Genomic DNA, 18,475 nt, shown 5'->3' with positions numbered 1-18,475 from the left:
GTGGCTTTTTTATTTGTCAGCGTTTAAGCAATTTCTGCTGGAAAGGTCACTACTTTTTCAATTTTGACCTGATCCATTGCAACCATGAGTAAACGGTCTACACCTAAAGCGATACCTGAGCATTCCGGCATATGAGGCAACGCTGCTAACAGATGCTCATCTAAAGGCATAACATGAAGCCCCTGCTTAGCCCGCTCTGCATTATCTGCTTCAAAGCGTGAACGTAACACATCTGCATCGAGCAATTCATCGTAGGCATTGGCTAGCTCTAAGCCTTCAATATAAACCTCGAAACGCGCCGCGACCTCTTCCCCATCTTCATCTACTTTCACTTTTGCCAAAGAGGCCATTTCTGCTGGAAAGTCAGTTAAAAAAACTGGAGCATCAAAACCTAAACTTGGTTCAACAAAATGAGAAAATAACAAATCCATATAAGCTAGGCGATCATCACCCAAGTCGAGATTTAACCCCACACGATTTGCCGTATCTTTGAGTTGTTTCAAAGTTGCCTGCAAAGGGTTGATATCAAGACGATCTTGAAAGGCATGTTTATAACTTAAAACAAAAGGACGAACTTCACCAAAACGATGCTGCAAACAGGTTTGCAATAAATCGGCTGTTTCATGCATTAACGCTTTTAAGTCCAGACCCGGACGGTACCATTCAAGCATGGTAAATTCACTATTGTGTTTACGCCCGTGTTCATCATCGCGGAACACCTTACAAATCTGGTAAATCGGCCCACTACCGCTCGCCAATAAACGCTTCATCGCAAACTCTGGTGAAGTCTGTAAATATTGCGTTTGCAATTTGCCATTAATATGGCGCAAAGCCTGAACCGAAGCTAGATGCACATCGGTGACACCTGCTTGTGAAACGATCGGTGTTTCAACTTCCATAACATCACGTTCCGCAAAAAACTGACGAATTTGGGTATAGAGCTTGGCACGTGCTTTTAAGGCATCAATTGAACAAGTAGGTTGATAACTTAAACTCATGCCTGTGGTCCCCCATGTGCTGCCCATTCACGGCGCAGCGGATAATTTTTACGTAATAAATCAAATGCTTTTTGCTCTACTTTTCCGTCTTTAATACAGGCACGAATGTTGGCATCATCTTGAGCAATATCATAAATTTGAGATAGTTTTTGGTTTAACACCGCTTTTAAATCATATCCTGAAAAATAGTCTTCGCATGCAGGTAGCTGAGTTTCAAAACGCTTATTAATGTCGTATCCAAATTCTTGGCAAAACGCTTCATAAATCATTTGGGTACCGCGGGCTTTTCCTTCAAGGCTATAACCAGCAATATGCGGTGTTGCTAAAGCCAACATGTCTATGAGTTCTTCTGATATGACTGGTTCATGCTCAAATACATCAAGCACCACTTTACGCTGTGTACGTTGAATATCTTCCATTAAAGCGGCTTCTTTCACGACTGGACCACGTGCACTATTAATTAAAATCGTGTCAGGTTGAAGCGCTGCAAAAGCTTTTTCATCAAACAAATGATATGTGGGATGTTGACCGTTTTTTGTAAGCGGCACATGAATTGAAATGGCATTGGCTTGTTGCAACAGAGTTTCTAAGCTTACATTTTCAATTGTGTCTAGTTTCACATATGGGTCAAAGCCAATTACATTCCAGCCAAGTAACTGAGCCATATAAGCCAAGCGCTTACCGACGTTGCCAAGGCCAACAATACCTAGGGTAAATTTTTCTTGTTGTTCTAAAAGGTTTGCATCTAAATGAAGTAAAGCAGTAATGACATATTCAGCAACCGCTTGCGCATTACAACCAGCCGCATTTGCCCATGTAATTCCTTGTTTTTCTAACGCCGCAATATCTAAATGATCGGTCCCGATTGTGGCACTGCCCACATATTTTAATGCTGTGTTTTCAATTAAACTTGCGTTAACTGCAGTAACCGAGCGGACCAGTAAAGCTTCAGCATCTTTTACATCTGCATGGGTTAAAGTGCGCCCTGCTTTGTGTTGAATATCGCCAAACTCAGAAAAAAAGTAATCGGTAAATGCCAAATTTTCATCTGCGACGATTTTCATTGTCTGCAACCCATAGCTTATAAAAACGTTATTATCCTTTGAGTTGTAGCAAAGCACAATGTTAATGCCTTTAAATTCACGATTCTAAACTTTGACGGTTTGCAAATTACAAGCCACCACCAAAGTAGAAATAGGCCATTACGGCCAGTGTGATCCAAACTAGAATAATCAACACAGCAACCAAATAATTTTGAGGTCGACGCTCCTGTTGATCTAACCATTCTTCAGCTTGTTGTTCCGCATCTAAAATGACTTGTTGAGGTGTAAAACGCATAGCTAACCAAATCAGCATCGGTAGAATGATGGCCTCATCTAAAAGGCCTAAAATAGGAATAAAATCTGGAATTAAATCGATTGGACTAAAGGCATAAGCCACAGCCACCACAGCAATAACTTTTGGGAACCATGGCATTTGAGGATGCTTTGATGCAAACCAAAGCATAATAATTTGTTTTTTTAGACGTTTTGCCCATTCTTTTAGTGATTGTAACCAAGACATTTGGACAGACTCTGAACCTTTAGAGTTTTATAATAATCCATAAAACCTATCCTTAGCTTAAAAGCCAAAGAAATGTCAGATGAGCTCTATTTTAGGTTCTTCATCTTGAACAATATATTTTAAATTTCTGTATATAAAACAAATCTATCTCCTCTACAAAAACTCGCCAAAGTCAGGCCAGATTGTTTTGCTAATTGAATAGCCATGCTGGTAGGTGCTGAAATTGACGCCAGTAGGCTGATGTTCAGCTGAGCACATTTTCGTATTAGCTCATAACTTGCCCGACTGGTCATCACCACAAAACCTAAACTGGTGTCGTAGTTTTCTTGCGCTAAATAACCGATTAATTTATCTAAAGCATTATGGCGGCCAACATCTTCAAATAAAGCCACGATTTGTCCATCAATCACCCATGCTGCGGCATGTGCGCCACCCGTTAAAGCGGTAATTTCCTGTTGGGCTTTTAAGTGAGAAATGGCACTCGGAATTTGCTCAAGCCATATTTTTGATGCATGCGTTGTAATTTTAGGAACATCTAACTGAAACTGCTCTAAGCTTTCAATTCCACATAAACCACAGCCTGTACGGCCTACCATCATTCGGCGATGTTCTTTTAATGCAGCAAACGCTCTAGATGAAATGGTCATTTCAACCGTAATGCCCAATTCATTTTGATGTACATCAAGCGCATATAGCTCTTTTAAGCTTGTTAAAATTCCTTCGGAGAGACTAAAGCCTTTGGCAAATAAATCAACATCAGTCGGTGTGGCCATCATCACCGCATGCGAAATACCGTTATACACCAAGGCGATTGGGTACTCTTGCACAATATGATCTAAAACATTTTCAGAGTTGGTTTTGTTAAACCGCTGTACTAGTAATGTTTCAACCCCATAAGAATGTGGTGTCAAAATTATTTCCTTTATTTCAAAATGGCGCTTGTTTAGAGCGCCATTTGTTTGGATGATATTTTTTAATATTGCCTTTGATTAAAGGTTGCTTACTTTCTTATCGGCATCTTCAGGGGCTACTGCGGTTGCCAAGTTAAAATGCTCTGGCGCATTTCCGGGATGCAAAATCACAGGAACGCTTTTTGAAGCAGGAATCTTGGCATATTTATCATGACTACTTAATGCCACCAAAGGATTAGTTTCTGGATAGTAAGCGGCTAAACTGCCTCGCGGAATGTTGTACGGCACAATACGGAAACTATGCACGATACGTTTCACACCGTCCGAGAAAACACTTTCAATATCGACCCATTGGTTTGCTTCGAAACCAGCTTCATCAATATCAGCTTGGTTCATAAACAACACACGGCGCTGACCAAACACTCCGCGGTAACGGTCATCTAGACCATAAAGTGTCGTGTTGTATTGGTCATGAGAACGCGTGGTCATTAAGGTATAAACTTTACTGTCGGTATATGCGGCAGCGTACTGATTTTCTTTATCGGCATAGACTTCACTCAGCGGTGTAATCATAAACTGCGCTTTACCACTTTTTGTATTCCAGATGTGCTGATTGGCTGGATGTTCAAGGTGGAAGCCACCCGGCTTATAAACACGTAAATTAAAGTCATGGAACTCATCAAATACATCGGCAATTGAGTCACGAATACGGTCATAGCTTTCGATATACCATTTCCACTTAATTTGGCTGTCTGGAAGCACTGCTTCAGCCATTCGGGCGACGATATCTGGTTCAGACAAAATATTGTCAGAAATTGGAGCGTTACGCCCTGCTGACAAATGAATATTACTCATCGAATCTTCGACTGAAATTGCCTGTGGGCCATGAAGCTGCTCATCAATTTCGGTACGCCCTAAACATGGCAAAATAAGTGCATCTTTACCACACACCAAATGGCTACGGTTTAACTTGGTTGCGACATGAACGGTTAAATTACACTTTCTAAGTGCTTCTTGGGTATGCGGCGTATCTGGCGTTGCAACTGCAAAGTTCCCACCCAAACCAATAAAGACTTTGACCTCGCCTTCAGCCATGGCTTTAATGGTCTCAACAACACCATGCCCATTTTTTCTCGGTGATTTAATTCCAAATACGCGGTCAATGTTATCGAGTAATTTAGGGCTAGGCAGTTCATTAATACCCATGGTTCGGTCGCCTTGCACGTTACTGTGTCCACGAACTGGACATAGCCCTGCACCCGGTCTGCCAATTTGTCCACGCGCCAACAATAAATTTGCCAGCATATGTACGTTAGCTGTGCCGTGGCGGTGTTGCGTGATACCCATTCCCCAACAGAAAATTGAACGCTCTGATTCTAAAAAGAGTTTGGCGAGTTTTTCTAAATGTTCAGGCGATAACCCTGAGTGTTTATAAATATCTGCCCATTCAGTTCTTTCAACCTCAGCAATCATTTCATCAAAACCAACGGTATTAACCGCAATAAAGTTTCGGTCAAAAACGCTTGGTTTACCTGAGGCAAGTGCTTTTTTATCCCACTCATTTAAGTGCTTTAACATCCCTAACATTAGTGCATAGTCGCCCCCAATTTTAGGTTGGAAATAATAACGACTAATTGGCGTACTACCGTTAGTCATCATTTCAAGCGGTGCTTGCGGGTCTTGGAAACGCTCAAGACCTCGCTCTTTAATTGGGTTAATCGCAATAATGTTGCCGCCACGTTTAGATACTTCACGCAAAGTACCTAACATACGTGGATGGTTGGTTCCGGGGTTATGACCAAAACTAAAAATAGCATCGGCTACGTCAAAGTCTTCTAGGGTGACTGTGCCTTTTCCTAAACCAATCGAGTCAAGTAAGCCAACACTTGTGGTTTCATGACACATGTTCGAGCAGTCTGGAAAGTTATTTGTACCAAAGCTTCGCACAAATAATTGATATAAAAATGCTGCTTCGTTACTGGCACGGCCAGAGGTATAAAATGCCGCTTGGTCTGGGTTGTCTAGCACATGTAAATGTTGAGCAATGAGTTTAAATGCATCGTCCCATGAAATAGGCACATATTTATCGGTTGCAGCATCATAGCGAACTGGGTCTGTTAAGCGGCCTAAGTCTTCGAGGAAAAAGTCACTTTGTTCTGATAACCAACTGACGGTATGCCCTGCGAAATATTCAGGAGTCACTGTTTTACTGGTTGCTTCAAAGGCAACTGCTTTTGCACCATTTTCACAGAAGTTAAAGGCATGAGCATCTTTCTTTTCTGGCCATGCACAGCCGGGACAGTCAAAACCTGTAGGCTGGTTAATGTTGAGTAAGGTAATTGAACCTTTACCTAAAATATCTTGTCGCTTTAAGTTTCGAGCAACACTAAGGAGTGCGCCCCACCCGCCAGCAGGATGAGTATATGGCTCAATTCGCGCAAAACCGTTATTTTCCTGTATATGCTTTTGTTCTTCTGAATTATCCACTTTTTCATCCTCTTATTTCTTCTTAGGCATTCAACAGATCCAATAAAACCACAATTTAATTATGCTTATATTAAGAATCGCTGCTGTCTATCTTATGGGCAGAGTCCGCTTGGTATGTTATTCACCATATTTTAAAAAGCTGGCTCAACTGTTCTTATAATATGTGCCATATTTTTTACAATTACAATCATTTAGGCCAACGGCGCTATTTATAGAAAAACATATAAAACAATGAGTTAAAAAGATAGAAACTCCGCCTTTTACAGATCAAAACATTATTGGCTTTTATTTTTAACAGATTGAAAGCCTTTTAAAATTGATGTTTACATGTCTTTATCTATGTTTTTTTCGTATTAAACAGTATAAAACAATTAAAAATCTATCCACATTAGAGCATTTATGAAGGTTGTGATCGCCCCTGACTCATTTAAAGACAGCTTATCTGCTTTAAACGTAGCTCAGGCCATTGCCAAAGGATGGCAAGAAGTTTTTCCTCATGCAGAAACGATTTTATGCCCGATGGCCGATGGCGGCGAAGGAACTATTGAAGCAGTGTTAGAGGTCTGTGAAGGTGAATGGCGTGAAAAAACTGTAGTCGGGCCATTAGGTCAGCCTGTTCAAGCCAAATGGGGCTGGTTAGAAAAACAAAAAATCGCCATCATTGAAATGGCTCAAGCGAGCGGCATACAGTTAGTCCCACCGTCAGAGCGTGATGCTTGCCACAGCACAACGTTTGGAACAGGCCAGCTCATTCTGGATGCTTTAGACGCAGGCGCAAAAGACATTATTTTAACTGTGGGTGGTAGTGCTACTAATGATGGCGGCACAGGATTACTGAGTGCTTTAGGTGTGGTTTTACTCGATGCCAACCAAGAGGTTTTACCCGCAGGTGGTCTCGCTCTAAGCAACCTATCAAAAATTGATTTAACACATTTCGACTCACGTATTCAGCACACGCGGTTTTTACTGGCTGCCGATGTGAGCAATCCACTTTGCGGTCCTAACGGTGCATCATCTATTTTTGGGCCACAAAAAGGAGCTTCTCCTGCTCAAGTACAACTACTTGATGAAGCGCTTTCCAATTTTGCCGATGTCTCTGCGGAACTTTTAGGTTTCGATAAACGAGATGAAGCGGGTTCTGGTGCTGCAGGAGGTTTAGGCTTTGCAGCCAAAAGTTATTTAAATGCAGACTTTAAAGCTGGAGTCAAAGTCGTGGCTGAACTGAATCAGCTTGAGCATAAAATTTCTGACGCAGATTGGGTCATTACCGGTGAAGGTAAATTTGACCAACAAACCTTAAGCGGTAAAACCGTTTTCGGGGTAAGCCAAATTGCCAAAGCCCACAATGTTCCTGTCATTGTGATTGCAGGAACTTTAGGCCAAGGCTATCAAGCACTTTATGAGCACGGCGTTACGGCTGCTTTTTCGCTAACAAATGGTCCCATCACATTAGAACAAGCCTGCGAACATGCAACCAAACTCATTTATGAGCGAACCGTCGATATAGCGAGGTTAATTCAGTTTAGCCAAACCAGCTTGAAAGATAAAAAAAGTTTAATCGGCTAACTTTAAAAGACTCTCTTTACAGCTTTCCAATATTTCATCGCTAAGGATTGATTGGTCTGGGCATGCGCGAGACAAGGCAATTGCCCCTACGGATTGAGCAAGAATATTAATAGCTTGCTTTCTCAACTCTGGCGCTTCCAAAGAAGCTTGTTTTGCACGTTCATTCATAATGAACTGAATAAGTTGCTCAATGCCCTCTTCAAATTCGACTTTTACTTCGTCTGGTTGTCTTGCAGCATCACAAGATAATGCTGTTAGAGTACATCCCAAATCTCGATTATCTCGATGAGTGCGAGACACATAAAGCTGAATAAATTGAGTTAAGTTTAAGCCTTCTATTCTTTTTAAGACTTGCTCAAGCCCATGTTTAACAGTAATTGAGACAAGGTCTGTTTTCGAGCTGAAATGTTTATAAAACCCACCGTGGGTAAAGCCTGCGCTAGACATTAATTCAGCAATGCCTACACCGTCATAGCCTTTGCTACGAAACAGTTGAGTCGCCTTCTCGACAATTTTTTCTCGGTTTTCTTTTACCTGAGTTTTACTGACTTTCATGTTGGCCTACCCACTTTTACTCACCCTATTCGTCACAATTATACATTGATTATGGTTGACATCAAAACTTGCATATTTTAGATTATAGTTATCATCTAAAAATTAAAGCGTGGAGACATCACATGTCAGCTCAATCGAAAGTACTTATTACAGGAGCTTCGTCAGGAATTGGTTCTGTCTATGCAGACCGATTTGCTCAACGTGGCCATAACTTAATCTTGGTTGCACGAGACACCAACCGTCTAGATAAAATCTCAAAAGATCTTCAAGAAAAATACGGCGTACAAGTCGAGTTCATTCAAGCCGATCTATCAAACGATCAAGACATCAGTAAAATTGAAGATGTACTCAAAAACGATGCTGATATTGAAATCTTGGTAAATAACGCTGGCATTGCACTGAACGGAAACTTTTTAACTCAAGATATTAAAGACATTGAAAAACTTATTAATTTAAATATGACTGCGGTTGTTCGTTTGTCTCATGCAATTTCGCAATCACTTAGACATAAAGGTAAAGGCGCAATTATTAATTTAGGCTCTGTGCTTGGATTAGCGCCTGAATTTGGTTCTACCATTTATGGCGCAAGTAAATCTTTCATCCAATTTTTTAGCCAAGGCTTATATTTAGAATTAAAAAATCATGGCGTGCATGTTCAAGCCGTATTGCCTTCGGCAACTAAAACCGAAATTTGGGAACGTTCTGGCATCGACTTAAGCCAAGTTCCACCATTAATGGATGTCAATGATTTGGTCGATGCCGCTCTGATTGGTTTTGATCGTAAAGAAACAATTACAATTCCTGTGCTGAAAGACGAAAATCAATGGAATAATTTTGAAAAATCACGTATCACATTACTACCAAACTTTTCTTCGGCTGATGTAGCCCAACGTTATAAAAACTAACGAGTACCGCTACCCAACTCTTAAGTAGGAAAATCTTATGAATGTTATTGATGCCATCCGTAACCGCCGCGCAGTTAAACGCTTCGACCCTGCTTTTCAACTTTCTGAAGATAACAAAAAGCAGTTGTTGCAAGAAGTTTTAGCAAATGCGCCAAGCGCTTTTAACTTACAACATTGGCGTCCAGTCATCATTGAAGATACTGAGTTAAGACAAAAAATTCGCACCATTGCTTGGGATCAACCACAAGTTACAGAATCATCATTACTAATTGTGTTGTGTGCAAAAGTAAATACATGGGAAGTTGATGCTAAGCGTGTGTGGGATGGCGCGACTCCAGAAGTACAAAATATTATGGCTGGCGCAATTGACCAATATTACCGTGACCGTCCACAAACCCAACGTGACGAAGTTATGCGTAGTGCAGGTATTTTTGCTCAAACCTTGATGCTTCTTGCTCAAGAGCATGGTTTAGACAGTTGCCCTATGGATGGTTTTGACTTTGACGCAATGGCGAAGCTCATTAACTTACCTGAAGATCACGTGGTATGTTTAATGATTGCTGTTGGTAAGTCAGCTTCCGAACCTTACCCACGCGTGGGCAAACTTCCTTACGACGATGTCATTATTCAAAATACATTCTAAGTTTTTAGTCAGATTTTAGGCCCTCATGCTATTTATAGCATGAGGGCCTAATTGTTAATGACATTCTATTTTGTAAAATCATTTGGCCTTTTTGGTGTTTAACTTATTGGTTAAACGACGAACTAAAAGAAAAAATAAAGGCACAAAGAAAATAGAAAGTAGAGTTCCCGAAATCATCCCACCAGTTACGGCGATACCAATTTCTTTTCGGCTAACAGCCCCTGCTCCTGTAGATACAGCCAATGGAAGAACACCTGCAACAAAAGCCAGAGATGTCATAATAATTGGCCGTAATCGCTGACCCGCACCTTCAATAATAGCGTCCATTAATGCCTGCCCAGCCTCTAACTTGGCTGCCGCAAATTCAACAATCAAAATGGCATTTTTGGCAGAAAGCCCAATGGTGGTAAGCATAGCGACCTGAAAGTAAATATCGTTAACAAAACCTGCCAGACTTGCAGCAACTACAGCCCCAATAAGACCTAAAGGAATCACTAGCATGACAGAGACAGGAATAGACCAACTTTCATAAAGTGCTGCCAAACATAAAAAGATAAAGATGATTGAGGCTAAATATAACCAGATCGTTTGGCCACCCGCTAGTTTCTCTTGATAAGACAACCCACTCCACTGAAGATTAAAACCTTGTTGTTGGTCTACTAACTGCTGCATCTTATCCATAGCCCCACCAGAACTCTCACCAGCTGCCGCAGAGCCTTGTATTTGAACGGCTGAAAGACCGTTAAAGCGTTGCAGCATTTGAGGGCCCATCTGCCATTTCACAGAAGAGAAGCTAGAAAATGGCGTCATCTCACCAGTAGCACCGCGAACATACCATTGCCCAATATCTTGAGGTAAGGAACGATAGATTGCCTCTCCTTGCAAATAAACTCGCTTAACACGTCCCTGATCTATGAAATCGTTAATATAAGATCCGCCCCACGCCGATGAGAGCGTATTACTAATATCTGCTTGGGCTAATCCAAGAGCACTGGCTTTTCTTTGATCGATATCGACTTGTAACTGGGCTTTATCTTCTAAGCTATTTAAACGTACTGCAGCTAGGACAGAATCAGCATTTGCTGCTTTTAACACATTATTTTGTGCTGCGAGTAAAGCATCTCGTCCTTTATTTTCAGCATCTTGCAACCAAAATTCAAAGCCACTAGATTGCCCAAGGCCTCTTACAGCAGCGGGTGAAAGTACCTGAACACGTGCGTTACGCAGTGACTTAAAATGTGCATTTGCACGAGCAATCACAGCTTCGGCTGTATTTTCACTACCTTCTCGGTCATCCCAATGTTTGAGTCCGGCAAATGCCATTCCCACATTTTGCCCACTGCCTGCGTTATTTCTACCCATCACCATGAAAATCACATTGAGATTATTCTTTTCTTTCGTCAAAAAGTAATCTGCAATCTGATTACCAACCCGCTCTGTTTCAGCTAGTGTCGTGCCTACAGGCGTACTAAATTGAACCATAACCGAGCCTTGGTCTTCTTGTGGTAAAAACCCCGTATTCATACGCGTATATTGCCAACCTAACAAAGCTGTAATACCTACGAATATGATCATAAAGACTTTGGGTTTACCTAAAACAGCAACTAGCTTTGTGCGGTAGCCTGACTGCCCTTGTTCGACTTTACGATTGAACCAAGTAAAGAATTTTCTCTGCTTATGTTTTTCATTTGCAGGTTTGAGTAATGTTGCACATAACGCAGGTGAAAGTGTTAAAGCAACAATTGCTGAAAGTACCATTGCCGATACGAGCGTTACCGAGAACTGGCGATAGATAATCCCGACGGAACCACCAAAAAATGCCATAGGTAAAAATACCGCTGCGAGTACCATGGCAATACCCACGAGCGCACCCGATATCTCCTGCATTGAAATTAGGGTGGCTTGCCGAGCATCAAGATTTTGCTCATGCATAACCCGCTCGACATTTTCTACAACGACAATCGCGTCATCTACCAGTAAACCAATTGCGAGTACCATCGCAAACAAAGTCAGTGTATTAATGCTATAGCCAAGTACGCTCAACACACCAAATGTTCCTAACAATACAACTGGAACAGCAATTGCCGGAATTAAAGTCGCACGCCAGCTCTGCAAAAATAAGAACATGACAATAATAACGAGAACAATCGCTTCAGCTAAAGTTTTAATCACTCCATTTACAGAAGCTTCTACAAATGGCGTACTGTCGCGTGGGTATGCAACTTTTAAACCCGCTGGCATAGAGGCAGTTAACCGTGTGACTTCAGCTTTAACTCGTTCAGCCGTTTCTAATGCATTGGCACCAGAAGCAAGTTGAATAGACATACCCGAAGCTGGTTTTCCATTCAAACGTGTAGAAGTCTGATAACTCTCTGCACCACGCTCGACTCGGGCAACATCTTTAAGTAATACAACCGCACCATTTGTTTGTGTCCGCAAAATAATATTTTCAAATTGGCCCACAGTTTGTAGCCGAGATAATGCTGTTACTGTTGCATTTAGAGCCTGCCCATCACGCGTGGGTAATGCGCCCAATTCTCCTGCTGTAATTTGAGTGTTTTGTGCTTCAATTGCAGTTCTAACATCTGATGGCATTAATCCATAACTGTTTAATTTATGAGGATCAAGCCAGATGCGCATTGCATATTGAGCACCAAATACGGTGATTTCACCCACTCCATCGACCCGACTTAATGGGTCTTGCAGTGTACTCACCATATAGTCAGATATGTCGACAGAAGATCTAGTCCCACTTTCATCGTAAAGCGCAAAGACCAGTAAACTATCGCCTTGTGACTTTGTCACAGTGATCCCTTGCTGCTGAACCTCTTGAGGCAATCGACTAAGTGCCTGATTCACAGCATTTTGCACCTGCACCTGAGCAGTGTCAGGATTGGTATTCTGATCAAAACTAAGACTTATCCTTGCTTGCCCCGCCGAACTACTACTCGATGAAAAATAAAGTAGACCATCAATCCCTTTAATTTGTTGCTCCAAAATCTGGGTAACACTGTCTTCAACAGTTTTGGCAGATGCTCCCGGATAGTTTGCAGTAACATTTACACCCGGTGGTGCAATGTCAGGATATTGTTCAATGGGTAACGTTAAAATCGAAATCGTCCCCAATGCCATAATACAAATAGAGAGGACCCAAGCAAAAATAGGTCGTGCAATAAAAAAACTCGACAACATACGCAATCCTCAACTCATTGGGGTAGGTTCAATCGTCATGCCGGCACTTAAGCCTTGCAGACCCTCAACAATGACTTGATCTCCTGCTTTCAAGCCAGAGGTCACTAACCAACGATTATCAATTGCATCACCTAGAGTAATTTTTCGTTGCTCGGCTTTATTCTCTTTTCCAACAATCCAAACAAGTGGATTTCCTTCTGCGTCTCGGAACAGCGCACCTTGAGGAATTAAGACGCTGTTAGGACGTGTTCCCGTTCCAAGTTCTGCCCGCACATACAGGCCGGGCAATAACGCATTATTGGGATTGGGAAATGCTGCACGTAAGGTGACACTTCCTGTCGCCTCATCTACAGCGACATCACTAAACTTAAAAGTCCCCTGTTCTACATAGGCAGTGCCATTCTCAAGCTTCAAACGTACTGAAAGTTCAGTCGGTTTTATTCCATTTTCAGCAAGTTGTTTACGCAGTGCCATGTATTCATCACTCGACTGAGTCAAATCGACATACATGGGGTCCAGTTTTTGAATCGTTGCTAAAGGATCTATTTGAGCAGAGGTGACTAAAGCCCCACGTGTAATCGAAGAGCGCCCTATCCGTCCTGAAATTGGCGCACTAACTTGTGTGTAACGTAAATTGGTTCGTGCTGTTTTCAGTACAGCTTCATTTACGGCAACAGTCGCTTTCGCTTGCTCATATGCACTTTGAGCATTATCAAGCTCTTGTTGACTCACCCCATTTACTTTAATTAATTCTTTATAACGCTCGGCTTGAAGGCGAGTCGAATTTACAGTGGCTTTTGCTAATGCAAGATTACCAGCGGCTTCATCCACACTATCCCGATAGAGTGATGAATCAATTTTATAAAGTGGCTGCCCTTTGCTTACTTGCGTGCCTTCTTTAAATAATTGCTCTATTACTACTCCATTGACTTGTGGACGGACCTGAGAAATTTCAGAGGCCACCGTTCTTCCAGCCAATTGATAGGTAGATTCAATCGTCTCTGGTTTTATAGTGATCGTACCCACCTGCTGAATATTTTTAGGGGCAGGCTGATCAGAATCACATCCATTTAAAAAAACAAATAAAGGCAATAAATATATAAACTTACGGTAATTAAAACTTAGATCAAGCATATCTGGGACCCCAGACTTATAGACAATTTATTTACTTTACTGTAAAGTAAATAAATAAGATGTGCAAGAAAGCCGATATGTTAAAAAAATCTCCAGGTCGTCCCTCTCGAATTCGCCCTACTATCATTGCTGCAGCACGCGAACTATTTCTAGAGCATGGATTAGAAGTCCGTTTAGAGGCTGTTGCCACGAAAGCCGGTACAAATCGACAAACTTTATATAACCACTTCCCGACCAAGACAGCGTTACTCATCGAAGTCTTTGATCATTTAAAAGCAGAAATGGAAGCACCTTTCATTGAGCAGCATGAATTGAAAAATAAGCGTCTAGATCAATTATTGTTAGAAATTGGACAGTCTGTACAAAATCATTTTTATCATATTGACGTCATTCGCCTGCAAAGATTGCTGATTATTGCCTTAGTTGAAATGAAAGAAATTCTTCCTAAAATTCAGCAACGTACTCAAGGGAATATTAAAAGATCTTTAACCGATATTCTTGTAACTGCACACAATGCTGGTATTGTTAAAATTGATCAGCCAGAGGAAGCAACAAAGGCTTTCCTCGGTGCGGTAATGGGCTATACCTATCCCGCTACGTTGATTAGTGGAAACATTCCGACTCCAGAAGAACTAAAACAGTTAAATGAAGAAGTGTGTCGTACCTTTTTAAAAGCATGGCAATATAAAGAATAGCCCCACAACAAAAGCCCTTAAGACAAAAAGGGCTTTTTTAAATTAGACATTTAAACGTCGTATCAATTATTAGTGGCTTGAAGAAACATCCAGCAAACTTATTTAAGCAGATTTAGCATGGATATTTTCATGCTTCATTCATCCTATTTAAACTGCTTCAAAAAACATTCTAATATCATCTCTCTATCCCCTACTTGAGCCGAGCTTAAAAGCTGAATAATGGTTCCTTCAATCATATATAAAAATAATTTGGCGTCCTGAAAGGAAACATCTTTTTTTAGTTTTATTAACTGACTATAGATTTCATTAAGCAACCATGTTCTATATCTCATTGCGGTTATATAGGCTTTTGGATAGGTCAGTTTGGTCTCAAAAATTGCTTTAAATAATAGATAGTAAAGCCCTTCCAAATCGGTATGTAAGACATAAAGTTTTTTAAGTTTATCCACCACACTTGTTTGACTAGTGTACTCAACCATTGAAACTACTTTTTCTTTTAAACGTTCTTTTTGCACGATCATGCAGATTTCAATGAACCGTTCTTTAGAGTGAAAGTAATGATAAAAAGTCGCTTTTGGAATTTGAGATTCTTTCACGATTTTGTCGATTCCAACGGTATGAAATCCGTGATGGTGAAACAGATCAATTGATTTATTTACGACTTGTATGGCACGTGGGGAGATCACTAAATGTGGCATAGTTTTACCGTTATAAAATTATTGTTGTATGTAAACGAGATACTTTTTTGGGAGAAAAAAAGGCATAGCAAAGCCGTAAAGACTATGCTTGGCACATCTCAAGTTTTATTGTTGATTAAGTTTTGGTCGCGACGAATTAAAGCCTAAAAGCGCTAATCGCTATCAAGCTACTTATAAATTTAAGTGGTGTCGATATAGACTTTGGCAGTCGCTGCCAAGAAATTAAGAATGTGCAAAGCCAACTCCTTTTATTGGGAGTTCTGCCAGACATGAATAGGAATTATGGTGGCAGAACGAAAGGGGGTTAGCAGACTGGCTCAAGACCCAGCACACCCGAAGGTGTCCCCCTTCCGTCCTACCGCTACAAAAAGGGAGACGAACGGGTCTACATCAAAAAAATGAATTTTTTCAATGTTCTTGAGCACGGTCTGCTAAAACCGGCTGGCAATGTGGCCAGCAGGCAAAGAATAGTGCCCTGTTCTATTGCAGTCAAGCACACAAAATGACATTTGTTTTAATTTAGATCATTAAAAAGTAAGGATAAATAATGCGTGGGTTATTGTTAAATGGGGGTTTATAAAAGCATAAAAACAGAAAAATTATTAAACAACTATTTGTTATGTTTACACGAATATTCAGTGTAAGGAAAATGATAGATCTTCATTTGAATTAAATTTAAAAGTTATTACACAAACACTGATAATTATAAAAACACAATCCTCTAGACGCGCTAGAATTTTAAAAAATGATTTTTACATAAGGCATCGGATGAACAGACAGAAAATTGGTGTAGATCTTGGAGGTACTAAATTATTAATATTATGTGATGAAATTGAGGAGATATTTAGTACAGGAATTTCATTCACCCCAGAAGAATTAATATCACACCTACAATCTTTTATTTTAAAACATGGAATTAAGCCCGAAAGCATAAGCCTAGCAGTGCCGGGTCTAGTTAACGAATATGGGCACATTGTTAATTGTGATGTCCTCCCTGCATTTATAGGTTGGCAAGGAAATGAAGCATTAAAATTATTATGTAGTAAAACAATTATCTTAAATGATGTAAAAGCTGCCATGCATGCGGAACTAAATGATTCCTCGTCTCATCTCGCAAGCGGCATTATTATGATTGGTACAGGTATTGGGGCTGCATTCATAATAAATGGAAAACCCTTACTGGGAGCTAGTGGTTGGGCTGGTGAGCTAGGTTACTTACCAGTAAAAAGTAATGAAGGAATTAAGCGTCTAGATGAAGTTGCAAGTGGCTCAGCAATTACAAAGCAATGTGCACTCAGTCCATCTAATCTAGCATTAATGGCTAACAATGGAGATCAAACAACTTTAACTGTTATAAAAGAGGCAGGTACTGCTTTCGGTCTTGGAATAGCAACTGTTATTAATCTTTTAAACCCATCGCAATTAGTAATAGGAGGAGGAACAATAGAATTACCCGGTTATTTAGACGCGGCTTTAAAGTCTGCTAAAGAAAACTGCCTTCCTGAGCTTTGGCAAGATTGCGACATATCAAAAGTAAAAGCGGGAAGAAAAGTAGCTGCTTTAGGTGCTATACGTGCAATTGAACAATAAAATAATATGAGTATTTTTCTGATCCGACATGCTGAGAGTGAAGCCAATATTAATGGAAAAACCCTTTCGCATGCTTTGATTACTTTAAGTGAACATGGGCATAAACAAGCTCAAGCACTCTGTTCACAACTACCTAAAATTGATCATGTAATTGTGTCTCGATATTTGCGTACACATTAAACAGCTGCCCCACTTTTGGAAAAATATAATTTCACTTATGAAATAGATGAACATTTGCATGAGTTTAGCTATTTGTCTGAGCGTAAGTGTGCCAATACAAATATGGATGACCGTAAAGCTTGGGTAACTGCATACTGGGAGAAAATGGATTATCAGCATAGAGATGCCGATGATGCAGAGTCTTTTGAAGATCTATATGTTCGGGTTCAAGCTTTTCATGAAAAGCTAAAGGCATTAACTGAAAATTATGACCAAAAGAATTTGGCTGTGTTTAGCCACGGACAGTTTTTACAACTTTTGATGATGCAAATACAGCAGCCTCAGCCGTTATCCAAAGAGTTGATGCAGCAGTTTAGATACAACTTGGTTAATCAGCCGATTAGAAATACTGAGTTTTTTACTTATTAAACTGGTAAATTTAACATAAGCTGTATTGTGTATTTTAGGAAATTTTCATTTTTTCTAAGTCTAATAAAAAGGAAATATATGTCTTCATATTTTGATAGATATACATATTTAATAGGATTTTTTCTGGGATATTTAGATATTTTTGAAAGCAACCAAGATATTTTAAATTATTTTCAAAAAAATCCTGATGAAATTCCTATATGCATTGATGAAATTTCAAAGCTAATAAATGATGATTTATTAGATTGGAAGATCTTTACAGATGAAGCAAATATTTACTTTCAATCTAAAACAGATTTTATTAATTTTTTTAATTGGCTCAAAACTGAATTAAACAAAATAACTTTAGAATAAAGTATTTATTAAGATATCTACTATATAAAATTAAAGAAAGGCAATATGGAAATTTCCTACGTAATCACGCATGGTCCACAAAGCTCTATCATAGATCCTATTGTTTCATCAGAAATTGAAGGTACTTTGATAATTAAAGTTAAAAATAAAATTATCTTCAAGGAAGAAGATCTACTATTATTAGAATTTGCCATTTACTTAAAACAATGGCTTGATAGAGATGAGAAGCAAAATTTTTCTTATTCCTCTATGGAGTTTGAGGAAAAAAATATTCTCACTTTTGCAAAAGAAAAAGATAATTTATGGAGAATCAACTCAGTTTATTTTAATAAAGATAAAAATAATATTTATGTAATGTATCCAGAGATAATAAATGCTTGTATTAACTTTATAAACAAATTAAAAAATGATTTTAAAGGTATAACTTTTCAATATTAGAAAAAATATAAAATTAGGAGAGACAAACTATTGCAGACTACTTTACACAAAAAAGATTAATATTTATACTGACAGAATTAAAGGTACTCTAAAAAATTAAATAAAGTTTCCATACTTCATGTTTTTTTAGAAAGTGATAAAATCAGATTATTCTTTAA

16 protein-coding genes and 1 pseudogene are annotated in these 18,475 nt (G+C 39.6%); 8 read left to right on the top strand and 9 right to left on the bottom strand.

What is annotated here, in order from left to right:
• Window positions 1–23: 23 nt before the first annotated feature.
• From epmA to J655_RS09820, 5 genes are all read right to left on the bottom strand, one after another.
• Window positions 24–998 carry an EF-P lysine aminoacylase EpmA gene (gene epmA / locus J655_RS09840; protein WP_032007051.1) on the bottom strand — a complete coding sequence of 325 codons (975 nt, stop codon included), beginning with the start codon at window positions 996–998 and terminating at the stop codon, window positions 24–26.
• The gene (locus J655_RS09835) at window positions 995–2,062 is read right to left on the bottom strand and encodes a 4-phosphoerythronate dehydrogenase (RefSeq protein ID WP_032007050.1); all 1,068 of its coding nucleotides are present in this window, start codon (window positions 2,060–2,062) and stop codon (window positions 995–997) included. The genes epmA and J655_RS09835 overlap by 4 nt, the downstream gene beginning before the upstream one ends.
• A 106-nt stretch (window positions 2,063–2,168) precedes the next feature.
• Window positions 2,169–2,561, bottom strand: a complete 393-nt coding sequence (locus J655_RS09830; RefSeq protein WP_032007049.1) for a YkvA family protein — start codon at window positions 2,559–2,561, stop codon at window positions 2,169–2,171.
• 119 nt (window positions 2,562–2,680) lie between these two features.
• The gene (gene fdhD / locus J655_RS09825; RefSeq protein WP_032041960.1) at window positions 2,681–3,472 is read right to left on the bottom strand and encodes a formate dehydrogenase accessory sulfurtransferase FdhD; all 792 of its coding nucleotides are present in this window, start codon (window positions 3,470–3,472) and stop codon (window positions 2,681–2,683) included.
• 78 nt (window positions 3,473–3,550) lie between these two features.
• Entirely contained in the window at window positions 3,551–5,959 is a 2,409-nt protein-coding gene (locus J655_RS09820; RefSeq protein ID WP_032007048.1) for an FdhF/YdeP family oxidoreductase, read from the bottom strand.
• Between the two features lie 399 nt (window positions 5,960–6,358).
• Between J655_RS09820 and J655_RS09815 the strand changes: the two genes are divergently transcribed.
• Window positions 6,359–7,525 (top strand): glycerate kinase, encoded by a 1,167-nt coding sequence (locus J655_RS09815; protein WP_032007047.1) that lies wholly within the window; start codon window positions 6,359–6,361, stop codon window positions 7,523–7,525.
• Here J655_RS09815 and J655_RS09810 read toward each other — a convergent pair.
• Window positions 7,514–8,080, bottom strand: coding sequence for a TetR/AcrR family transcriptional regulator (locus tag J655_RS09810; protein WP_032007046.1), 567 nt, complete (start codon window positions 8,078–8,080; stop codon window positions 7,514–7,516). The two genes, J655_RS09815 and J655_RS09810, sit on opposite strands and share 12 nt — an antisense overlap.
• Before the next feature lie 122 nt (window positions 8,081–8,202).
• On the opposite strand from J655_RS09810, the gene J655_RS09805 reads away from it, so the two are divergent.
• Both J655_RS09805 and J655_RS09800 read left to right on the top strand, forming a co-directional pair.
• Window positions 8,203–8,985: an SDR family NAD(P)-dependent oxidoreductase gene (locus J655_RS09805; RefSeq protein WP_032007044.1), complete on the top strand. Its 783-nt coding sequence runs from the start codon at window positions 8,203–8,205 to the stop codon at window positions 8,983–8,985.
• A gap of 37 nt (window positions 8,986–9,022) precedes the next feature.
• Entirely contained in the window at window positions 9,023–9,628 is a 606-nt protein-coding gene (locus J655_RS09800; protein ID WP_002118380.1) for a nitroreductase family protein, read from the top strand.
• 78 nt (window positions 9,629–9,706) lie between these two features.
• Here J655_RS09800 and adeE read toward each other — a convergent pair whose 3' ends face one another.
• On the bottom strand, window positions 9,707–12,820 hold the full coding sequence (gene adeE, locus J655_RS09795; RefSeq protein WP_032052325.1) for a multidrug efflux RND transporter permease subunit AdeE: 3,114 nt from the start codon (window positions 12,818–12,820) through the stop codon (window positions 9,707–9,709).
• A gap of 9 nt (window positions 12,821–12,829) precedes the next feature.
• Window positions 12,830–13,954: a multidrug efflux RND transporter periplasmic adaptor subunit AdeD gene (adeD, locus tag J655_RS09790; RefSeq protein ID WP_032052324.1), complete on the bottom strand. Its 1,125-nt coding sequence runs from the start codon at window positions 13,952–13,954 to the stop codon at window positions 12,830–12,832.
• Between the two features lie 77 nt (window positions 13,955–14,031).
• Between adeD and J655_RS09785 the strand changes: the two genes are divergently transcribed.
• Entirely contained in the window at window positions 14,032–14,649 is a 618-nt protein-coding gene (locus J655_RS09785) for a TetR/AcrR family transcriptional regulator (RefSeq protein WP_032041956.1), read from the top strand.
• A gap of 143 nt (window positions 14,650–14,792) precedes the next feature.
• Here J655_RS09785 and J655_RS09780 read toward each other — a convergent pair whose 3' ends face one another.
• Entirely contained in the window at window positions 14,793–15,347 is a 555-nt protein-coding gene (locus tag J655_RS09780) for a TetR/AcrR family transcriptional regulator (protein ID WP_032052323.1), read from the bottom strand.
• Window positions 15,348–16,115: 768 nt separating this feature from the next.
• On the opposite strand from J655_RS09780, the gene J655_RS09775 reads away from it, so the two are divergent.
• The 4 genes and pseudogenes from J655_RS09775 to J655_RS09755 all read left to right on the top strand — a co-directional run bounded on the left by J655_RS09775 (window position 16,116) and on the right by J655_RS09755 (window position 18,317).
• Window positions 16,116–16,937: an ROK family protein gene (locus J655_RS09775; protein WP_032052322.1), complete on the top strand. Its 822-nt coding sequence runs from the start codon at window positions 16,116–16,118 to the stop codon at window positions 16,935–16,937.
• Window positions 16,938–16,943: 6 nt separating this feature from the next.
• Window positions 16,944–17,525, top strand: a pseudogene (locus J655_RS09765) (histidine phosphatase family protein).
• Window positions 17,526–17,603: 78 nt separating this feature from the next.
• Window positions 17,604–17,879, top strand: a complete 276-nt coding sequence (locus J655_RS09760) for a hypothetical protein (RefSeq protein WP_032052319.1) — start codon at window positions 17,604–17,606, stop codon at window positions 17,877–17,879.
• A 45-nt stretch (window positions 17,880–17,924) separates the two neighbouring features.
• A complete protein-coding gene (locus tag J655_RS09755; RefSeq protein ID WP_032052318.1) occupies window positions 17,925–18,317 on the top strand; it encodes a hypothetical protein in 393 nt (130 codons plus the stop codon).
• Window positions 18,318–18,475: the final 158 nt, after the last annotated feature.

It is taken from the genome of Acinetobacter sp. 1294243, assembly GCF_000588015.1.
GTDB classification, from domain to species: Bacteria; Pseudomonadota; Gammaproteobacteria; order Pseudomonadales; family Moraxellaceae; genus Acinetobacter; species Acinetobacter pittii.
Note: the sequence above shows the minus strand (reverse complement) of the source record. Positions and strands in the feature narration are given on the sequence as shown.